The sequence below is a fragment of the Kitasatospora sp. NBC_01560 genome, from assembly GCF_045208415.1.
Lineage (GTDB): Bacteria > Actinomycetota > Actinomycetes > Streptomycetales > Streptomycetaceae > Kitasatospora.
In genome coordinates, this window is sequence record NZ_CP109364.1 from 4,403,454 (window position 1) to 4,422,206 (window position 18,753).

Sequence of the window (18,753 nt, forward strand, 5' to 3'; positions counted from 1 at the left end):
CCCATCGCGTTCGCGTCGCCGGGCTGCCCTGCCGCCGGCGCCAGTGGTCGCTCGTACCCCGGAACCCTACCTGTCGTTCCCGACGGCACGGAAAGACCCCTTGACAACCCACCGGTAGCTTCGGTCCGGAATGCGGACGTCAGCCCGCCCGACGGTGCGACCGCTCGCCCCGCGCACCGCGCACCGAACCGCCCCGGGCCCGCTTCTCGTCGTACATCCGCTCGTCCGCGGTGTGCAGCACCTCCTCGATGCTCATCCCGCAGCCCGCCCACCCGACGCCCAGGCTGACCCCGACCCGCATCGCGCGGCCGTCGATCCGCATCGGCGGGATGATCGCGTTGCGCAGCCGGTGGGCGAGGTCCTTGGCCTCCTCGCGGCCGATGCCGTCGGCCAGCACCACGAACTCGTCACCGCCGAGCCGGGCCACCGTGTCGCCGTCCCGGACGGCCTGGCTGAGCCGGCGGGCCACCTCGACCAGGACGGCGTCGCCCGCGTTGTGGCCGAACCGGTCGTTGATCGACTTGAAGCCGTCGAGGTCGCAGAAGATCACCGCGAGGCCCTTCTCCGATCCGGTCGGGCCGCCCCCCGAGCGGAACGGTCCGGCCCAGGCGTCACCGGCCCCACCGAGGTCGGCCGGGACGACCGCGTGCACGTGCTCGCCGAAGCCGACCGGCCCGCCCGGGGCCGCGGTCGGCAGCGCGTAGCCCTCGGCCGCGCCGTAGTGGTGCACCGGGCCGGAGAGCGGGTCCGTCCCGTCCAGGCCCTCGTAGGCGGCGTGCGCGCTGTAGGAGTCGGCCGGGTAACCCGCGTACGCCTGCTGGTGGGCGCCCTCGCCGAGCCCGGCAGCGGCTCCGACGGCGCCGACGGTCTGCGGTTCGCTGCAGAGCCGCCGCCCCAGCCGGGCCTTCAGCTCGGCGCTGTTCGGCAGGCCGGTGAGCGCGTCGTGGCTGGCCCGGTGGGCGAGCTGGAGCTCGTGCCGCTTCCGGTCCTCGATGTCCTCGACGTGGGTGAGCAGGAAGCTCGGGCCCTCGGCGGCGTCGGCGACGATCGAGTTGCGCAGGCAGACCCACTGGTAGCCGCCGTCCCGCCGGGACAGCCGTAGTTCGGCCCGGCCGCTCTCGGCGCTGGTGCGCTCCAGCAGGGCCCGGTCGTCGGGGTGGACGAGGTCGGCGAAGCTCTGCTGGCGCAGCACCGCGCGGGGGCGGCCGAGCAGGCGACAGAGCGCGTCGTTGACTCTGGTCAGCTGGCCGCGCCCGGCGCCGTGCAGTTCGGTGATGGCCATCCCGCTGGGCGCGTACTCGAAGGCCTGGCGGAAGCTCTCCTCGCTGGCCCGCAGCGCCTGCTGTTCCTTCTCCAGGCGGGCCAGCGCGCGTTGCATCTCGGCCCGCAGCCGGGCGTTGCCGATCGCGATGGAGGCCTGCAGCGAGAACATCTCCAGCGCCTCCCTGGTCCAGGCGCCGGGCCGCTTGCCGCTGCGCGGCCGGTCCACCGACAGGACGCCGAGCAGGTCGCCGCCGGCGCTGTACATCGGGGCGAGCAGGCCGTCGGCCGGGTGCCAGTCGTTGGCGTAGACGGGCATCGCGCCGTCGCCGATCCAGCGCGGGATGTCACTGCCCACGGCCCAGCCGCGGTCGTAGGGGAGGAAGCGCAGGGTGCCCCAGTGGTCGCTGACGCCGAGCAGCCGGTCCCATGACTCCCTCGACCCGACCTGGCCGAGCAGCACGGAGGGGCCGCCCATGGCGCTCTCCTCCAGCTCCCAGACGGCCGCCACCACGAGGTCCCCGTCCGGCCGGACCAGGCTGACCGCGGCGGCGTCGAAGCCGAGCCCGTGCACCGCACCCTCGACCACGGCCTGGAGCGTGCCTGCCAGGCTGCGGGCAGCGTTGAGGTCCGCCACGACCCGGTGCAAGGTGCGGAGGGTCGCGAGACGGACGTACGGCTCCGACTCGGCTTCCATGCGGGGGCTCCCCGGCTGCTTCGGATAGTTCTTGAATGGTTATCGTCCGATTGCCAGAAGAACTGAATCACAGGGAGCACAGCGTTCGGCACGCTCGGTCAGCAATAGGCCACCACTTGTGACTTAAATCACACGACACTTATGCGCCCTTAATCAGCTCATCCGTCCCATAACTGGACACAAGGCTTTATCGGAACATTTCTGGTGGTCGGCCGCAATGCCCGCGCACTGAAGCGACCGAGCGGCCGGCAGGCCCCCTGCCTTCACTCCTGGGGGTGAGCGGGGCCGCCCGCCGTAACCTCTGCGGCGTTGGTCCTAAGACCACGGCCCGATGCCCATGCGCGCCGACGCCGACTACCGTGCGGTACGTGTACTCGCCCCCGCAGCCCGAGGCTGCCTCCCAAGCAACGCCCGACGAGTTCCGGGCGGCACTCTCCCAGCTCGCCTCCGGAGTGAGTCTGGTGACCGTCCGCGACCCGGACGACGGCGAGGACGTCGGCATGACCGCCACGTCCTTCCTCTCCGTCTCGCTGGAGCCGCCCCTGGTGCTGGTCTCCGTCCGCGCGGACTCCCGGATGGACGAGGTGCTCACCCGCGCGCAGACCTGGGCGGTCGCGCTGCTCTCCGAGGAGCAGAAGGCGCTCGGCTCGCGGTTCGCCATGAAGGGCCGGCTCAGCGACCGGCTGCTCTTCGCCGAGGCGCCGCACCACCGCGGCCCGTTCAGCGACGCGCCGCTCGTCGACGGCGCGCTCGCCACCGTCGAGTGCCGCACCGAGCAGCGGATAGCCGCCGGCGACCACACCCTGCTGCTCGGCCGCGTACTGGAGGCCAAGGTGCCCCACCCGGGCGGCCGGCCGCTGCTCTACTTCCGCGGCGGCTACCGGCAGCTCGGCTGAGCCCGGCCGGTCACTCGCCCTTCGGCGCGCGCCGGCCCTGCTTCAGCTCGGCACGGTGCCGCTTGTTCGTCAGCCGGCGCTCGACCATGCCCCGGCTCGGCCTGGTGGCCCGCCGGGCCTTCGGCGGCGGCGCGGTGGCCTCCCCCAGCAACGACGCCAGCCGGGCCGCCGCGACCTCGCGGTTGCGCCACTGCGAGCGGTGCTCCGAGGCCCGTACCACCAGGATCCGCCCGTCCACCAGGCGGCCGGCCAGCCGCTCCAGGGCGCGCTCCTTCCACACCTCGGGCAGCGCCGCGGAGGCGGCCAGGTCGAAGCGCAGCTCGACCTGGGTGTCGGAGGTGTTGACGTGCTGGCCACCGGGGCCGGAGGAACGCGAGAAGCGCCAGACGAGCTCGGCGTCGGGGACGACCACCGATCCCCGTACGCGGATGGGCTCGGGCATACCTCCATCATCCCGCCTCCGGCCCGTCCCGGTCACCCGGTTTTACCAGGACAATGGCCTACGTGATCGAGCTCGGCTACTCCCTGTCCAACCGTTTCCCCGACCCCCCGCAGACCGACTACCGCACCGCCTCCGTGCACGCGCTGCGGTACGACCTCTTCTGCGGCGACGTCTTCCTCGACAGCGACGGCGCGGAACTGTCCACAGCCTGGGGATGGGTGCCGGTGCTCGACTTCGCCTGGGCGCTCTGCGACATCGCCGAGCAGCTGGACCGCGACCCCGACGGCAGCCGCGCCGCCCGGGTGCAGACCGCGGACCTCGACTTCACCCAGAACACCGAGCTGCTGCGGTTCGCCCGCCGGTTCAACTGGGTCGAGATCGGCGCCACCTGGCTGCCCGACGAGGAGCCCGCCGTGGTCCGCCACAGCGACCTGCGGCGCGAGGCCCGGGACTTTCTCCAGGACACTCTGGCCGACCTCTTCGACATGCACCCCGATCTCGCCGACAATCCGACCGTCTGGTCGCTCCAGGGCCGGTTCCGGAGAATCTGACCGGGCTCCGGTCCGGCCGTTGCCCGAACACGGCGGCAGCCAAAAGAATGGGCGGCGGAGCTCGGAACCAAGCCCGGGTGCTCTCGCGTTATCCCGGGCAAAAGCAACGAAGGGACAGCAAACACCATGCCAGTGAGCCTCTCCAAGGGTGGCAACGTCTCGCTGACCAAGGAGGCCCCCGGTCTGTCCGCGGTCACCGTCGGTCTCGGCTGGGACGTCCGCACCACGACCGGCGCCGAGTTCGACCTCGACGCCAGCGCGATCGTGCTGAACGCGGACGGCAAGGTGCTGTCCAACAGCCACTTCGTCTTCTTCAACAACACCAGCACCCCGGACAGCACCGTCGTCCACACCGGTGACAACCGCACCGGCGAGGGCGCCGGCGACGACGAGGCGATCAACGTCAACCTGGCCGGCCTGCCGGCCGAGGCCGTCAAGATCACCTTCCCGGTCTCGATCTACGACGCCGTGGCCCGGTCGCAGAACTTCGGCCAGGTCCGCAACGCCTACATCCGCGTCATCAACGCGGCCGGCGGCGCCGAGATCGCCCGCTACGACCTCTCCGAGGACGCGGCCACCGAGACCGCCATGATCTTCGGCGAGCTCTACCGCAACGGTGCCGAGTGGAAGTTCCGCGCCGTCGGCCAGGGCTACGCCTCCGGCCTCGCGGGCATCGCCCAGGACTTCGGCGTCCAGCTCTGACGCCACCGCGGCGCCCGGTCCCCGCTCGGCGGGGGCCGGGCGCCGCGCCGTTCCCGGCGCCGCCGGCACCCCCGGGCCGTGGCCGTGGCAACCCCGCGGAAAACGGCTCGGCGCGGGAAGTCGGCCGGGCCGACTTCCCGCGCCGATGAGGGCCGCGTCGCGGATTCAGCGCGTGGCGCGCAGCTCCGGGAGCTGGAGCAGTTCGGTCTCGTCGTCCGGCGTCAGGTCGACGACCTTCGGCGGCGCCTGGACCGCCGCGGCCGGCTCCGACCCGGTCACGGCCGACGGCTCGCCCGCCGGGCGGCCCTCGGTCCGGGCCTCGGCCTCGGCCTGCGCGGCCACCGCCTCGTCCCCCACCACGTCGGCGAGGTCCGTGCGCTCGCCCAGCTCCGCGACGCTGCCCACGGCCGGCGCCGGAGCCGCGGGGCGGGCGGCCGCACCGGTACCGCGGCCGAAGAAGCTGAAGCCCTGCCCACGCGCCGATCCGGCCTGCACCGGGCGGGGCCGCTGACGCTCGGCCGGCCGCACCGGAGCCGCCTGGGCACCGCCGAGCTGCCCCACCGTCGCGGTCAGCACCGGCCGCACCGGAGCCGCGGGCGCCGCCGGGCCGGCCGGAGCCGCCGCAGGGCCGGGGACCGCCGGGGTGGCGGGCACGGCGGCGGAGGTCACCGGGCCGGAGGCAGCAGGGGCCGGGGCAGCAGGCGTGGAGACCGCCGGAGCCGGAACGGAGGGGGCCACCGGGGCCGGCACACCGGACACCTTCGGGGCGGAGCGCACCGGCGCGGGCGAGGGGACCGCCGCCGGCACCGTACGGGCCCGCAGCGCCACCTCCGCACCGGCGGCCGCCCGCTCCCGCTGCTCCTGCTGCACGGCCGCCCGCCGCTCCAGCTGCCGCAGCACGGCCGCGGCGCGGACGAACGCCGCCGGGCTGGCCGGGTACCTGGGGCGGCTCGCGGCCAGCGCGCGCTGCGTGGCCTCGGCCTCCTTGAGCGCCTGCTCGGCGACCGAGACGGCCCGCTCGCGCAGCAGCCGGGCGATCTCCGTCTCGGCCTTCGCCAGCCGCGACTTCTCCGCCGTCAGCCGCCGCCCGAACCGGGTGGCCCGCTCCTCGGCGACCTCGGCGGCGTACTCGGCCTCGGCGAGCTGCTCCTCGAAGCGCTCCTCGGCCCGCAGCCGCTGGGCGACGGAGACCTCGGCCGCGGCCCGGGCGGCGCGGTCGCGCTGGCGCAGCAGCACCGCGACGCCGAGCGCCGCGAGCACCGCGGCCACGCCCACCGAGCGCACCAGGATGGTGTCCTGACTGAAGAGCAGCGCAGCCACCGCGGCGACGATGAGCACACCGGCGGCAGTGGGGGGAAAGACCCGGCCGAGGACGGAGGAATGGCGATGGCGTCCGCGAGACATGCCAAGAAACTAGCGTGCGAATTGGGGCCCTGTCAGCCCAGGGTCGGCTTTGGCCCTTGACACTGCACAACCTTTACCGCACGTACCCGGTCGTTCACCCAAGATCACCGGCGGCCGCGCACCGGCCCGCCTGCTCAGCGGTGGGTGGGGGCGGGCCCGCTCGGGTCGTCGTGGTCCTCCGGGAGCTTGCAGACGTGCTGCAGCCAGAGCGCCGCCGCGATCACCGCGGCCCCGGCCAGGACGGCGAAGCCGGCCGTGACGGCCTGGTCCTGGCGGGCCGACACGTCCAGCTCGCCCAGCAGGTAGATCCCCGCGCCCGCGTAGATGCCGGTGACCACCGCCGCGACCAGCGCGCTGGCCTGCCCCAGCACCACCGCGCGGGCCGCGCCGAGCGGGTCGACCCCCTTGGCCCCGGGCTGCCGCTCGCGCGCCGCCTTCAGCCGGGAGCGCAGCGAGATCGCCGTGGCGAGCAGGATCACCGCCACCGCGGCCAGCACCACCGGCGCCGCGCCGGGCACCGCCGGCAGGGTGTCCAGGGAGGCCCAGAGCTTGGCACCGGCCCAGGACAGCGCCGTCGTCACGGCGATGATGCCGACCAGCAGGCGGAGGCGGAGCAGCTTCACTCGGACATGGTCCTTCCGGGGTACCAGAGTCGGGCGGCCGCCCCGGGCTCGGGGGACGGCGGCGCTCGGCCACCGTACCGGGCCCGGCCCGGAGGGCACCGGTGCACGTGGGGCGGACATCTACTCGTACGGCCGGGCCCGCGCCCGAGTTCCCCGGCCGCGGCGGCGCGTCGGCCACCCGGCCCGGCCGCCCGGCTACTCCGGGAGCGTCAGCCGGATGTCCTCGCGGCGCCGGACGCCCTGCGCGTCCGCTCCGCCGAGGTCCTGCAGCAGCGTGGCGACCCGGCCGTGGCCGGGCACCTCGGCCTCCGGCTGGGCGTCCAGCCAGGGGGCGAGCACGAAGGCCCGCTCGTGGGAGCGCGGGTGCGGCAGCAGCAGCTGCGGGTCGTCGCTGGTGACGCCCTCGTAGGCGAGGATGTCGACGTCCAGGGTGCGCGGGCCCCAGCGGACGGTGCGGGCCCGGCCGAAGGCGTCCTCGATCGCGTTGCCGCGCTCCAGCAGGTCGCGCGGGGGCAGCGAGGTGCGCAGGACGACCACGGCGTTGTAGTAGTTCGGCTGCTCCTCGGGGCCGCCGACGGCCTCCGTCTCGTAGACGGCGGAGACGGCCTTGATCCGGAGCCCGGGGGTGTCGGCGAGGGCGTCGACGGCCCCCTGGAGGGTGTCCAGGCGGTTGCCCAGGTTGGAGCCGAGGGCGATCACGGCGCAGCGCTGGCTGTGCAGCGTGGAGTCGGCCGAGTCCACCCGCTCCTCCAGGTCGAACGTGGTCGGCGCGGCGGTCGGGTCGGTGGTGCTCATGCGCCCACCTCGTTCCGCCCGGCGGGGATTCGCTCGCGGTGCTCGCTCATCGGATTTCCTCTACGGCTGAAAAGGCTCGGCGGCTGGAACGGGGCGCGCGGCGCAGGTCACGCGCGGCCCCGGTGGATGGTCACGGTCACGTCGTCGAACGGCACGGTGATCGGGGCGTCCGGCTTGTGCACGGTGACCTCGACCTCCTGCACCGCGTCGTGCTTCAGGCACTGGTCGGCGATCCGCTGGGCGAGGGTCTCGATCAGGTCGACGGGCTCCCCGGCGATGATCGCGGTGACCTCCTCGGCCACGATGCCGTAGTGCGCCGTACGGGTCAGGTCGTCGCCGGACGCGGCGGGGCGGGTGTCCAGGTAGAGCACGAGGTCCACCACGAAGGTCTGGCCCTCGACGCGCTCGCGCTCGAAGACGCCGTGGTGGCCCCGGGCACGCAGGCCCCGCAGGGTGACGCGGTCCAGCAAACGAATCACTGCTCCAGTCGGACGGGCCCTGCCCCGGACGGGGGTGGGCGGGCAGGGCGGAGGCGGGCGTCGCGCCCGCCACTCCGCTTCGAATCTACCTGCGAGCGCGGACAACGCCTGACCGTCCTACCCGGCACGAACGGTCGCCACGCGCGCCGGAATGGCGATTGACGTGAACGTTCGGTGACCGGCCGGAAATTCCCGGGCGACCGTCGGGCACGGATTTCCCGACGGTCCCGGGATCAGTCCTCGTCCTCGTCGTCACCGCTGGTCAGCACGGGTGACCCGTGGTGCGACCAGAGCTTCCACCCGGCCGGGGTACGCCGGAAGAGATTGCTGGAGACGACCTTTCCGCCGACCAGTGGTCCGAGCTCCCCCTCCTCCTCGGCCTCGCCGCCGGAAAGGATGTTCTCGGTGCACGTGACAAGAGCCACATCGCCGTGCACCTCGGCCTCGACGTCGGTCAGGATGAACTGGATGTACTCCGTGTTCGCCATGATCAACATGTACGAGCGCGTGACCTGGGCCCGCCCGCGCAGCACCGGCCAGCCGGGGTGGACACACACCACGCCGCCCTTGTCATCGGCCTCCGCCGCCCCGAGCCAGGCCTCCTCGACCGCTTCCAGATCGCCGTTCTCCAGCGCCTCGTAGAACGCGCGGTTGGCCTCCAGCACGGCCTCCCGGTCCGACTCCCCGGCCCGCTGACCCGCGGTCTCGCCACTCACCCTGCCGTCACCTGCCACAGACCCTCCCGTTTCACCTGCCCTCCTTGCCCGCCGTCGGGCAGGAGGGGCCCAACCGGGCCGCGCGCTGCCAGGCCGCGACCACCCGGACGGCATCCGCCGTGCCGGCCACGTCGTGCACCCGCACCGCCCAGGCACCGGCCCGGGCCGACAGGACCGACACCGCGGCGGTCGCGTCGTCGCGTTCCCTGGCCGGGCGCAGTTCCCCGGTTTCCGGGTCGGCGAGCAGCGTACCCAGGAACCGCTTGCGCGATGCGGCCACCAGGACGGGACGGCCCAGCGCGGTGAGCGCGTCGAGCCGGCCGAGCAGCGCCCAGTTGTGCTCGGGGGTCTTGGCGAAGCCGAGCCCCGGGTCCAGGATCAGTTGCTCCTCCTTGACCCCGGCCGCCAGCAGCGCGTCCACCCGGGCGGTCAGCTCGCCGACCACGTCGGTGACCACGTCGCGGTAGACCGCCAGCCGGTCCATGTCCACGGACTGGCCGCGCCAGTGCATCACCACGAACGGGGCGCCGGTCTCGGCCACCACCCGGGCCATCGCCGGGTCGGCCAGGCCGCCCGAGACGTCGTTGATCATCCGGGCGCCGGCCGCCACCGCCTGCTCGGCGACGCCGGCCCGCATGGTGTCGACGGAGACCACCAGGCCGGCGTCGGCCAGCTCGCGGACCACCGGGAGGACCCGGCCGAGCTCCTCCTCCTCGGGGACCCGCGCCGAACCGGGCCGGGTGGACTCGCCACCGACGTCGACGAGGTCCGCGCCCCGGGCCCGGAGGGCGAGGCCGTGCGCGATGGCACGGGCGGGGTCGTGCCACATCCCGCCGTCCGAGAAGGAGTCGGGGGTCACGTTGACCACGCCCATCACGGCGCAGCGGTCGAGCCGCGGCAGTCCGGCCGGCAGCGAGAAGGACAGCGAATCGCTCATAAGCCCCATTATCGAACCGGACCCCCTCCCGGCGTACGCGGCGGGGCCCCCTTCCGCCCGTCGACGGGTGGAAGGGGGCCCCGGTGGGCGGCGAGGCTCAGGCGGCCTCGGTGACCTCCGGGCGCGGGGCCGGCATCAGTCCGGCACGCTGCGGCTTACGGCCGAAGCGCGGCATCCCGAGCGTGATGAAGGCCTCCGCCTGCATCGCGGCGAAGCCGATCCGGGGCAGGTCGCGGGTGTTCGGGAAGACCAGGAACCGGGGCTCCCACTCCGGCTGGAACTTCGCGTTGAACTTGTACAGCGACTCGATCTGGAACCACCGCGAGAGGAAGACCAGCAGCCCGCGCCAGGCGCGGAGCACCGGGCCGGCGCCGATCCGCTCACCGCGCGCCAGCGCCGAGCGGAACATCGCGAAGTTGAGCGAGACCCGGCGGATGCCCATCGCCGGCACGGCCTGCAGCGCGGCCACGATCAGCAGCTCGTTCAGGCCCGGGTCGGCGGCGCGGTCGCGGCGCATCAGCTCCAGCGAGATGCCGTCCGGCCCCCACGGGACGAAGTGCAGCACGGCCTTCAGGTCGTCGCCCTCCTCGCCCTCCTCCGGGTCCTTGTGGGCGGTGACCACGACACAGGCGTCGTCACCCGGGTCGCCGAAGCGGCCCAGCGCCATCGAGAAGCCGCGCTCGGTGTCGGTGCCGCGCCAGCGGGCGGCGGCGTCGGCGATCCGGTACTTCTCCTCCGGGTCGAGGTCCGCGACCTTGCGCACCTGGCAGGAGTAGCCGTTGCGCTCGATCCGCTTGACCATCTGCCGGACGTTGCGCATCGCGCGGCCGGAGAGCGAGAAGGTGCTCGTGTCGACGATCGCCTCGTCGCCCAGCTCCAGCGCGTCCAGCCCCGCCTCGCGGGTCCAGACCTCACCGCCGACCTCGCTGCAGCCCATCACCGCCGGCACCCAGGCATGCTCGCGCGCCTCGGCCATGAAGACCTTGATCGCGCCCGGCCAGGCCTCGACGTCGCCGACCGGGTCGCCGGAGGCGAGCATCACGCCGGAGACCACCCGGTAGGAGATCGCCGCCTTGCCGGAGGGCGAGAACAGCACGCTCTTGTCCCGGCGCAGCGCGAAGTAGCCCAGAGAGTCGCGCTCGCCGTGCCGGTCGAGCAGCAGGCGGACCTTCTCCTCGTCCTCGGCGGTCAGCTCGGGCTTGGGCTTCTCCGGGCGCAGCGCCAGGTACGCGGTGGTGAAGGCGGTGATCAGGCCCATCGCGCCGAGCAGGTAGGCGACGAGGTCGGAGACCCGGTCCGAGGTGTAGCCGACCGGGCCCTCGAAGCCGAACAGGCCGTAGCCGACGTGCTCGATCCGGTGGATCAGGCCGGGCTCGCCGATCTCGTACTTGGCCCGGGCGGAGACGATCAGCAGACCGAGCAGCGTGCTGATGGTGCCCATCACGACCAGGTTGACCACCGCACGCCAGCGGGTGCGCGGGTCGGCCTTGGCGTAGAACTCGCGCCGGTGCACCAGCATCACCGCGAACAGGACCAGCGAGACGACCGCCGGGCCGATCTGGTGCCAGCGCAGGATGTGCAGCGCCGCGCCGACCGGCAGCAGGACGCAGACCGCCCGCCAGGCGCGCCGCTTGCGCCGCCGCAGGGCGTGGGCGAGCAGCACCAGCAGCAGGCCGACCATCAGGGTGCCGGCCGCGGCCAGCGTGGTGGTGCCGCCGGGCAGCTGCCCGGTGAGGTCGTGCACCTTGGTGTGCCGGAGCTTGGGGAACACCGCGCTGGCGATGTCGACCAGGCCGATCAGCAGACAGGCGTAGCCGACCGCGCCGGGGAGCCAGGCCCTCGGGACAGCGGCCGCTTGGGTACGAAGCGTCTGCAGGCCGCGGCGGCGGGGCGGCTGCTCGGGGCTCGGCTCAACGGACACGGGAACGCTCATGGAAGCTCAGCGTAGAGGCTGCGGAGCGCAGTCCTGTCACTCCGGGGGAGGACTTGTGATGGACCTTCATGCCTTTTCCTTCATCAGGCAATGCGCATACCAAACATCCGGAAACGGAAGGTAAACCGGGTGGTCGGCGTGCGCTGCGGTTGAGCCGAGGGGTGGGAGCCGGGGCTCCGCGCCGCGTGGCGCGACGAACCCCCGCATACGCGGTACGTACGTTGGACGCCGCATTCTAGGGCGCCGGTTGCGTCGGTTCACCCCCGGCCGCGCGGCCCGCCCCCGGTGCCCGGACAGCCTAGCCGCGATGGCCCGGGCTGACGGACCGCCCGACGATGAAGCCTGCTCCGACAGCGTCCCAGCGGAAGGCCGACGGCATGGAACTGACCAGCGACGCGCTGGTGAACTCACTCCTCGCACTCGGCGCGGCGGCGCTGCTCGCCACGCTCTGGCTCTGGCCCCGGCTGGCCCGCCAGCGCCCGCTGCCGGTCCTGGGCAGGGTCGCCCTGCTGACGGTCACCCAGATCTCGGTGCTGGCGGTGCTCGCCCTCTCCGTCAACAACTCCTTCGGCTTCTACACCTCTTGGGACGACCTGCTCGAACCGGGCGGCGCCCGGCTGGCGCTCGCCGGCAGCGAGAACCACCACGGCACCCCGGTCTCCGACGCGCTCGTCCAGCCCACCGACGAGGGCGGCCTGGAGGGCGTCACGGACCTGCCGAAGGGTCCGCCGGAGGAGGTCGGGAAGGTGGAGTCGGTCCGGATCACCGGCAGGGAGACCGGCCTCTCCGACCAGCTGTTCGTCTACCTGCCGCCGGAGTACTTCGACCCGAAGCTCGCCACGGTGCGCTTCCCGGTGCTGCTCACCATCTCCGGGTTCCCCGGCACCACCCTGCACCTGGTGAAGGACCTGCCCGTCCCGCAGGCCGCGTGGGAGCTGCGCAAGGCCGGGAAGATGGCGCCCGCGATCATCGTGATGGCCCGGCCGACCGTCGCCCCGCCGCGCGACACCGAGTGCGTGGACGTCCCCGGCGGCCCGCGGACCGAGTCCTGGTTCGCCAAGGACGTGCCCGAGGCGCTGCGCGAGACGTACCGGGTCAGCCGCTCGGCGTCCTCCTGGGGCGTGCTCGGCTTCTCCACCGGCGGCAGCTGCGCGATGCGGCTGGCGATGCGCTTCCCCGAGGTCTTCGGCAGCGGCACGGGCATGCACGGCGACTTCAAGGTGGCCGAGGACCAGTTCACCGGCGGCAGCCTCTTCGGCGGCGACAAGGCGCTGGCCGACCAGAGCGACCTCGCCTGGCGGCTGCAGAACCTCCCGGCGCCGAACCTCTCGCTGCTGGTCATCAGCACCCGCAAGGAGACCGACTACCCGGAGACGGTGAAGTTCGTCGAGCTGGCCCAGCAGGTCGCGGCGGCCAACCCGCAGTTCAAGGTCGAGTCGCTGTACCTGGACGACGGCGGCCACAACTTCGACAGCTGGGTGCGCGAGCTGCCGGCCGCCCTGGAGTGGATGAGCGCCCGGCTCGCCTGGACCTGACCGCCCGGCCGGGCCGGTGGCACCGCCGGGCGGGTGACTACCGGCCGGTCGGGCGGTCGGGCGGGCGCCCGGGGGGAACGTATCGCGACCGCCCGGCCGATCGGCCGGTGGTGTCCCGGTTCCGGGCAGGAGGCCCCATGCTCAGTACCCGATCGCTCTTCGACGAGATCTACCGCAACGACGAGGCGTACCAGCTGTTCTGCAGCATCGCCGCCGGCGGCGAGGACCAGGGCGGCTGGGAGAACGAGCGGATCACCACGCTCACCCGGGACCCCGTCCTCGCCCCGAAGATCGCCCGGCACGGTGCCGACGAACGCAAGCACGGCCGGATCTTCACCCAGCTGCTCAACAAGCGCGGCCTGCCCAAGGTGGCCGTCCCCGCCGAGGCCGACTACTGCATGCTGCTGGAGCGCCAGGGAGTCGGGCTCTCGCACGAGCGGCTGAACAGCGACGTCCCGCTGGCCGAGCGCGAGATCATCACCTACCTGGTGCACAGCCGGGTCACCGAGCAGCGCGCGGCCGAGCAGATGCGCCAGCTGGTCAAGGTCTACGGCGACAACCCCGACCTGGGCCGGGCGATGCGGATGATCTCCGCCGACGAGGACAACCACCTCGCCTACTGCCACGAGGAGCTGCTCCGGCTCGCCGCCGAGGGCCACGGGCCGTTCATCCGGCACACCCTGGAGACCAGCGCCCGCGGCGAGATCCGCACCCATCGGGACGTCGGGCTCGCCGTGACCGCGCGGATGGCGCGGATCCTCCGGTGGCCGCGCTGGCAGCTGGCCGTGGTCACCGCGGGCGTCCACGCGCTCTACCTGTACGACCTAGCGTTCGGCTGGCGGCGGATGGTGCGGCTGCGGATGCCCGAGCGCCGCAACGCGCTGGGCACCCCGGCCCCGCCGCACGCCGAACGTGAGGTGTTCTGACGCCCGCCGGGGCCCGGCCGCAGCCGCCCGGAGGCCCTACCGCCCGATGATGAGGCTCATCGCCTCGGCCCGGGTGGCCGGGTCCCGGAGCTGGCCGCGCACGCACGAGGTGATGGTCTTGGCACCGGGCTTGCGGATGCCGCGCATCGACATGCACATGTGCTCGCACTCGACGACCACGATCGCCCCGCGGGGTTCGAGGATCCGCATCAGCGCGTCCGCGACCTGGCTGGTGAGCCGCTCCTGCACCTGCGGGCGGCGGGCGTAGACGTCGACCAGCCGGGCCAGCTTGGACAGGCCGGTGATCTTGCCGCTGGGCGACGGGATGTACCCGACGTGCGCGACGCCCCGGAACGGCACCAGGTGGTGCTCGCAGACCGAGGTCAGCTCGATGTCCTTGACCAGCACCATCTCGTCGTGGCCGAGGTCGAAGGTGGTGGTGAGGACCTCCTCGGGCTCCTGCCACAGGCCCGCGAATATCTCCTTGTACGCCCGGGCCACACGGGCCGGCGTCTCCAGCAGCCCCTCGCGGTCCGGGTCCTCGCCGACGGCGAGCAGCAGCTCGCGGATGGCGTTCTCGGCCCGCTTCTGGTCGAAGGTCCCGACGGTGGACGGACCGTCGAGCGTCACCGGGTCGATCATGCGGGCCTCGCTTACTAGGGGACGACTTGGCTGAACAGCACGGATGCCGCGCCTCCAGGGTACAAACCCTGGTGACGCGGCATCCATTCCGTCCTGTGCGGGAGCCGGATCAGCCCTCCGCGGGGGGCTCCACCGGCAGCGGCGGGAGCTTCACCACGTCGACCGGGGCGGCCTCGGTGGCGGCGGCGCCGTTGGTGAGCGCCAGCTCCTTGGGCGACTGGACCGGCGGGCGGGTGGACGGCGTCCGGCGGGACGAGCCCGTCCAGGCCGGCCGGGCCGGGCGCTTGACGATGGTCGAGAAGATCTCGGCGATCTGCTCCTTGTTGAGGGTCTCCTTCTCCAGGAGCTCCAGGACCAGGTTGTCGAGCACGTCGCGGTTCTCGACCAGGATCTCCCAGGCCTCGTTGTGCGCGTTCTCGATGAGCTTCTTGACCTCTTCGTCGACCAGCCCGGCGACCTCTTCCGAGTAGTCGCGCTGGTGGCCCATCTCACGACCGAGGAACGGCTCCGCGTTGTCCGAGCCGAACTTGATCGCGCCGAGGCGCTCGGTCATGCCGTACTGGGTGACCATGGCCCGCGCGGTGGCGGTGGCCTTCTCGATGTCGTTCGAGGCGCCGGTGGTCGGGTCGTGGAAGACCAGCTCCTCCGCCGCGCGCCCGCCCAGCATGTAGGCCAGCTGGTCGAGCATCTCGTTGCGGGTGGTGGAGTACTTGTCCTCCTCCGGCAGCACCATGGTGTAGCCGAGCGCCCGCCCGCGGGACAGGATCGTGATCTTGTGCACCGGATCGCTGTTGGGGCACGCCGCCGCCACCAGGGCGTGGCCGCCCTCGTGGTACGCGGTGATCTTCTTCTCCTTCTCGGACATGATCCGGGTCCGCTTCTGCGGTCCGGCCACGACGCGGTCGATCGCCTCGTCCAGCGTGACGTTGTCGACCAGCTTCTTGTCCGAGCGGGCGGTCAGCAGAGCGGCCTCGTTGAGGACGTTCGCCAGGTCCGCACCGGTGAAGCCGGGGGTGCGCTTGGCGACGGCCGAGAGGTCGACGTCCGGCGCGACCGGCTTGCCCTTCTGGTGCACCTTGAGGATGTCCAGACGGCCCTGGAGGTCGGGACGCTCGACCGCGATCTGCCGGTCGAAGCGGCCCGGGCGCAGCAGCGCCGGGTCCAGGATGTCGGGGCGGTTGGTCGCGGCGATCAGGATCACGCCGCCCTTGACGTCGAAGCCGTCCATCTCGACCAGCAGCTGGTTGAGAGTCTGCTCGCGCTCGTCGTGGCCGCCGCCGAGGCCCGCACCGCGGTGCCGGCCGACGGCGTCGATCTCGTCGACGAAGACGATCGCCGGGGCGTTCGCCTTGGCCTGCTCGAAGAGGTCGCGGACGCGGCTGGCGCCGACACCCACGAACATCTCGACGAAGTCCGAGCCGGAGATCGAGTAGAACGGCACCCCGGCCTCGCCCGCGACGGCACGCGCCAGCAGGGTCTTGCCGGTCCCGGGCGGGCCGTACAGCAGCACGCCCTTGGGGATCTTGGCGCCGACGGCCTGGAACTTGGCCGGCTCCTGCAGGAACTCCTTGATCTCGTGGAGCTCCTCGACCGCCTCGTCCGCCCCGGCGACGTCCGAGAAGGTCGTCTTCGGGGTGTCCTTGGTGAGCAGCTTGGCCTTCGACTTGCCGAACTGCATGACGCGCGAGCCGCCGCCCTGCATCTGGTTCATCAGGAAGAGGAAGACCAGCACGATGATCACGATGGGCAGCATCGACAGCAGGAGGCTGACGAAGGTGCTCTGCTTCTCCGGGCTGACGGTGTAGCCGTCGGAGAGCGTGCTCTGGTCGTTGTCGTTGATCTGCGCCTGCAGCTTGTCGGCGAGCGCGACACCCTGGTCGCCGATGTACGAGGCCTGGAACTTGCTGCCGGACGGGGGCTTGCCCGTGCCGGCGTCGGACAGCTTGGCGCCGTCCTTCAGCTGGATCTTGATCGTGTTCGAGTCACCGGTGGTGATCTGCGCCGACTTGACCTGCTTGGCATCGATCGCTGCGACGACCTGCCCGGTGTCCACCGTCTTGTAGCCGTTCGAGTCAGAAACGACCTGCATCAGCACGATGACGGCGAGGACGGCCAGCACGATCCACATGATCGGCGCACGGAAGTATCGCTTGACGTCCATCCATGCGGGGCGTTGCCGCCCCGTCCCTCCTGCCACTCAACGGCGCCGCGGGCCGTTCGGCCGCCGGCGCATCCGGGTCTGTGCTCATGTGAAGAGCGGTTTTATTGGACCGTACCGCAGTCGCACCCACCGGTGGCGGGAGCGCTGGCGACACGACGTGTTATTTCCCCCGCTCCAACGGGCGGGAACGGCGTACTGTTCCCGCCCGTAGCCCGAACGGGGCCCGGTGTCTCTCAGCCGCCGTAGACGTGCGGCGCGAGAGTGCCGATGAAGGGGAGATTACGCAGCTTCTCCGCGTAGTCGAGGCCATAGCCGACCACGAACTCGTTGGGAATGTCGAAACCGACGTACTTGACGTCGATCTCGACCTTGGCCGCGTCCGGCTTGCGCAGCAGGGTGCAGACCTCCAGCGAGGCCGGACCGCGCGAGCCCAGGTTGCCCAGCAGCCAGGACAGCGTCAGGCCGGAGTCGATGATGTCCTCGACGATCAGGACGTCCCGGCCGGCGATGTCGGTGTCGAGGTCCTTGAGGATCCGGACGACGCCGGAGGACTTGGTGCCCATCCCGTAGGACGAGACGGCCATCCAGTCCATGGTCACCTGCGAGTGCAGGGCCCGGGCGAGGTCCGCCATGACCATCACGGCCCCCTTGAGGACGCCGACGATCAGCAGGTCCTTGCCTGCGTAGTCCCGGTCGATGCGCTCGGCCAGCTCCAGGAGCTTGGCGTCGATCTCGTCCTTGCTGATGAGCACCTTCGCGAGGTCAGCGCCCATGTCGTTCTGGTCCACCGGGGATACGTCCTCAAACGTTCGGGGTATGGATGGCCGGCGCCCTGGCACCCCGGGTCATGCCTGCCCGTCAGTCGCCCTGCCGCCGAAAGACCAGCGTGCCACACCTGCGGGTGGCTTCGACGCCCCCGGGTAGGTGCAGCGGCCCCTGACCGCGCCATCCGGTGACCAGCAGGTCGATCGTTTCGAGATGGCGCGCGAAGAGGTCGCCGGCCGGGCAGCCCGCCCGCAGCGCGGCCCGGCGCAGCACCCGGCGGCGCACCGCGGGCGGCAGCTCGGCCAGTTTCGCGACGTCCAGGGCGCCCTCGCCCGTGCGGAGGTCCCGCTCGGCCAGCGCGGCCCACTGGTCCAGGGCGTCGGCGTCGTCCCGGAAGAGCCGGGCGGTGCGGGCCAGCGCCTCGACCACGCCGCCGCCGAGGTGCTTCTCCAGCACCGGCAGCACCTCGTGGCGGACCCGGGAGCGGGTGAAGGCGGGATCGCAGTTGTGCGGGTCGTCCCAGACCGGGATCGCCTGGGCGGAGCAGGCCTGCCGGGTGGCGGCCCGGTCCAGCTCCAGCAGCGGGCGGCGGTAGCGGCCCTTCTGGGCCGGCATCCCGGCCAGCGAGCGGGCGCCGGAGCCGCGGGCCAGGCCCAGCAGCACCGTCTCGGCCTGGTCGTCGCGGGTGTGGCCGAGCAGGACGGCGACGGCACCGAGGCGCTCGGCGGCCTCGTCCAGGGCGGCGTAGCGGGCGTCCCGGGCGGCGGCCTCGGGGCCGCCCGCGCGGCCCACCCGGACGGGGACGGCCTCGACCGGGTCGAGGCCGAGCGAGCCGAGCCGCTCGGCGACCTGGGCGGCCCGGGCCGCGGAACCGTCCTGGAGGCCGTGGTCGACCGTGACCGCGCCGACCCGCAGGCCGATCTTGGGGGCCTCGAAGGCGGCCGCGATGGCCAGCGCCATGGAGTCCGCGCCACCGCTGACGGCGACCAGGACCAGCGGCGAGCCGGGCGCGGCGGGGGTGCGGGGCAGCCCGGAGGGGTGGCGGTGGGCGTTGCCGATCAGGGTCGTCCCGACGGCGGCGCCGACCAGCGGTGCCCCGCTCGGGCGCTCGCGGGGCTCGCGCACGGGCGCGGTGAAGGTGGTGCCGGCCTCGGCGGCGAGGTCGGTGAGCGTGCGGCGTACGGCCAGGCGTATCGCGGCGACAGCGGGGTGTGGGCCCACGGCGGACGGCTCCTTGGCGGAGGGGACAGGGCGGCGGAGGGCGCGGCGGGGACCGCGCGATGGTGAGC

At 72.8% G+C, this 18,753-nt stretch carries 18 protein-coding genes; 5 read left to right on the forward strand and 13 right to left on the reverse strand.

What is annotated here, in order from left to right:
* Positions 1 to 139 precede the first annotated feature (139 nt).
* A complete protein-coding gene (locus OH807_RS19205; protein ID WP_406200348.1) occupies positions 140 to 1,957 on the reverse strand; it encodes a diguanylate cyclase domain-containing protein in 1,818 nt (605 codons plus the stop codon).
* Between the two features lie 359 nt (positions 1,958 to 2,316).
* Here OH807_RS19205 and OH807_RS19210 point away from each other — a divergent pair, with 359 nt between their 5' ends.
* The gene (locus tag OH807_RS19210) at positions 2,317 to 2,853 is read left to right on the forward strand and encodes a flavin reductase family protein (protein WP_406200351.1); all 537 of its coding nucleotides are present in this window, start codon (positions 2,317 to 2,319) and stop codon (positions 2,851 to 2,853) included.
* Between the two features lie 10 nt (positions 2,854 to 2,863).
* Here OH807_RS19210 and arfB read toward each other — a convergent pair whose 3' ends face one another.
* Positions 2,864 to 3,295 carry an alternative ribosome rescue aminoacyl-tRNA hydrolase ArfB gene (gene arfB, locus OH807_RS19215; protein ID WP_406200353.1) on the reverse strand — a complete coding sequence of 144 codons (432 nt, stop codon included), beginning with the start codon at positions 3,293 to 3,295 and terminating at the stop codon, positions 2,864 to 2,866.
* 53 nt (positions 3,296 to 3,348) lie between these two features.
* Between arfB and OH807_RS19220 the strand changes: the two genes are divergently transcribed.
* Both OH807_RS19220 and OH807_RS19225 read left to right on the forward strand, forming a co-directional pair.
* A complete protein-coding gene (locus tag OH807_RS19220; RefSeq protein ID WP_406200356.1) occupies positions 3,349 to 3,846 on the forward strand; it encodes a hypothetical protein in 498 nt (165 codons plus the stop codon).
* 126 nt (positions 3,847 to 3,972) lie between these two features.
* Entirely contained in the window at positions 3,973 to 4,548 is a 576-nt protein-coding gene (locus tag OH807_RS19225) for a TerD family protein (protein ID WP_329489133.1), read from the forward strand.
* Between the two features lie 165 nt (positions 4,549 to 4,713).
* Here OH807_RS19225 and OH807_RS19230 read toward each other — a convergent pair whose 3' ends face one another.
* The 7 genes from OH807_RS19230 to OH807_RS19260 all read right to left on the reverse strand — a co-directional run bounded on the left by OH807_RS19230 (position 4,714) and on the right by OH807_RS19260 (position 11,435).
* Positions 4,714 to 5,868 (reverse strand): hypothetical protein, encoded by a 1,155-nt coding sequence (locus OH807_RS19230; RefSeq protein ID WP_406200360.1) that lies wholly within the window; start codon positions 5,866 to 5,868, stop codon positions 4,714 to 4,716.
* Between the two features lie 218 nt (positions 5,869 to 6,086).
* On the reverse strand, positions 6,087 to 6,575 hold the full coding sequence (locus OH807_RS19235) for a DUF3180 domain-containing protein (protein ID WP_406200363.1): 489 nt from the start codon (positions 6,573 to 6,575) through the stop codon (positions 6,087 to 6,089).
* A gap of 195 nt (positions 6,576 to 6,770) precedes the next feature.
* Positions 6,771 to 7,370: a 2-amino-4-hydroxy-6-hydroxymethyldihydropteridine diphosphokinase gene (gene folK, locus OH807_RS19240; RefSeq protein WP_406200366.1), complete on the reverse strand. Its 600-nt coding sequence runs from the start codon at positions 7,368 to 7,370 to the stop codon at positions 6,771 to 6,773.
* Positions 7,371 to 7,477: 107 nt separating this feature from the next.
* Positions 7,478 to 7,837 carry a dihydroneopterin aldolase gene (gene folB, locus OH807_RS19245; RefSeq protein ID WP_406211075.1) on the reverse strand — a complete coding sequence of 120 codons (360 nt, stop codon included), beginning with the start codon at positions 7,835 to 7,837 and terminating at the stop codon, positions 7,478 to 7,480.
* 245 nt (positions 7,838 to 8,082) lie between these two features.
* Positions 8,083 to 8,565, reverse strand: coding sequence for a nuclear transport factor 2 family protein (locus tag OH807_RS19250; RefSeq protein ID WP_406200368.1), 483 nt, complete (start codon positions 8,563 to 8,565; stop codon positions 8,083 to 8,085).
* A 31-nt stretch (positions 8,566 to 8,596) separates the two neighbouring features.
* Complete coding sequence (folP, locus tag OH807_RS19255) at positions 8,597 to 9,502, reverse strand: dihydropteroate synthase (RefSeq protein WP_406200371.1); 906 nt, start codon at positions 9,500 to 9,502, stop codon at positions 8,597 to 8,599.
* Between the two features lie 97 nt (positions 9,503 to 9,599).
* Positions 9,600 to 11,435 (reverse strand): phosphatidylglycerol lysyltransferase domain-containing protein, encoded by a 1,836-nt coding sequence (locus OH807_RS19260; protein WP_406200373.1) that lies wholly within the window; start codon positions 11,433 to 11,435, stop codon positions 9,600 to 9,602.
* 377 nt (positions 11,436 to 11,812) lie between these two features.
* Here OH807_RS19260 and OH807_RS19265 point away from each other — a divergent pair, with 377 nt between their 5' ends.
* Both OH807_RS19265 and OH807_RS19270 read left to right on the forward strand, forming a co-directional pair.
* Positions 11,813 to 12,970, forward strand: coding sequence for an alpha/beta hydrolase (locus OH807_RS19265; RefSeq protein ID WP_406200375.1), 1,158 nt, complete (start codon positions 11,813 to 11,815; stop codon positions 12,968 to 12,970).
* Between the two features lie 137 nt (positions 12,971 to 13,107).
* Positions 13,108 to 13,896: a ferritin-like domain-containing protein gene (locus tag OH807_RS19270; RefSeq protein WP_406200377.1), complete on the forward strand. Its 789-nt coding sequence runs from the start codon at positions 13,108 to 13,110 to the stop codon at positions 13,894 to 13,896.
* A gap of 36 nt (positions 13,897 to 13,932) precedes the next feature.
* Here OH807_RS19270 and folE read toward each other — a convergent pair whose 3' ends face one another.
* The 4 genes from folE to tilS form a co-directional block, all read right to left on the reverse strand.
* A complete protein-coding gene (gene folE / locus OH807_RS19275) occupies positions 13,933 to 14,538 on the reverse strand; it encodes a GTP cyclohydrolase I FolE (protein WP_406200380.1) in 606 nt (201 codons plus the stop codon).
* Between the two features lie 109 nt (positions 14,539 to 14,647).
* On the reverse strand, positions 14,648 to 16,699 hold the full coding sequence (gene ftsH / locus OH807_RS19280; protein WP_406200383.1) for an ATP-dependent zinc metalloprotease FtsH: 2,052 nt from the start codon (positions 16,697 to 16,699) through the stop codon (positions 14,648 to 14,650).
* A gap of 233 nt (positions 16,700 to 16,932) precedes the next feature.
* The gene (hpt, locus tag OH807_RS19285; protein WP_030059589.1) at positions 16,933 to 17,487 is read right to left on the reverse strand and encodes a hypoxanthine phosphoribosyltransferase; all 555 of its coding nucleotides are present in this window, start codon (positions 17,485 to 17,487) and stop codon (positions 16,933 to 16,935) included.
* Positions 17,488 to 17,557: 70 nt separating this feature from the next.
* Positions 17,558 to 18,685, reverse strand: a complete 1,128-nt coding sequence (gene tilS / locus OH807_RS19290; RefSeq protein WP_406200387.1) for a tRNA lysidine(34) synthetase TilS — start codon at positions 18,683 to 18,685, stop codon at positions 17,558 to 17,560.
* Positions 18,686 to 18,753 lie beyond the last annotated feature (68 nt).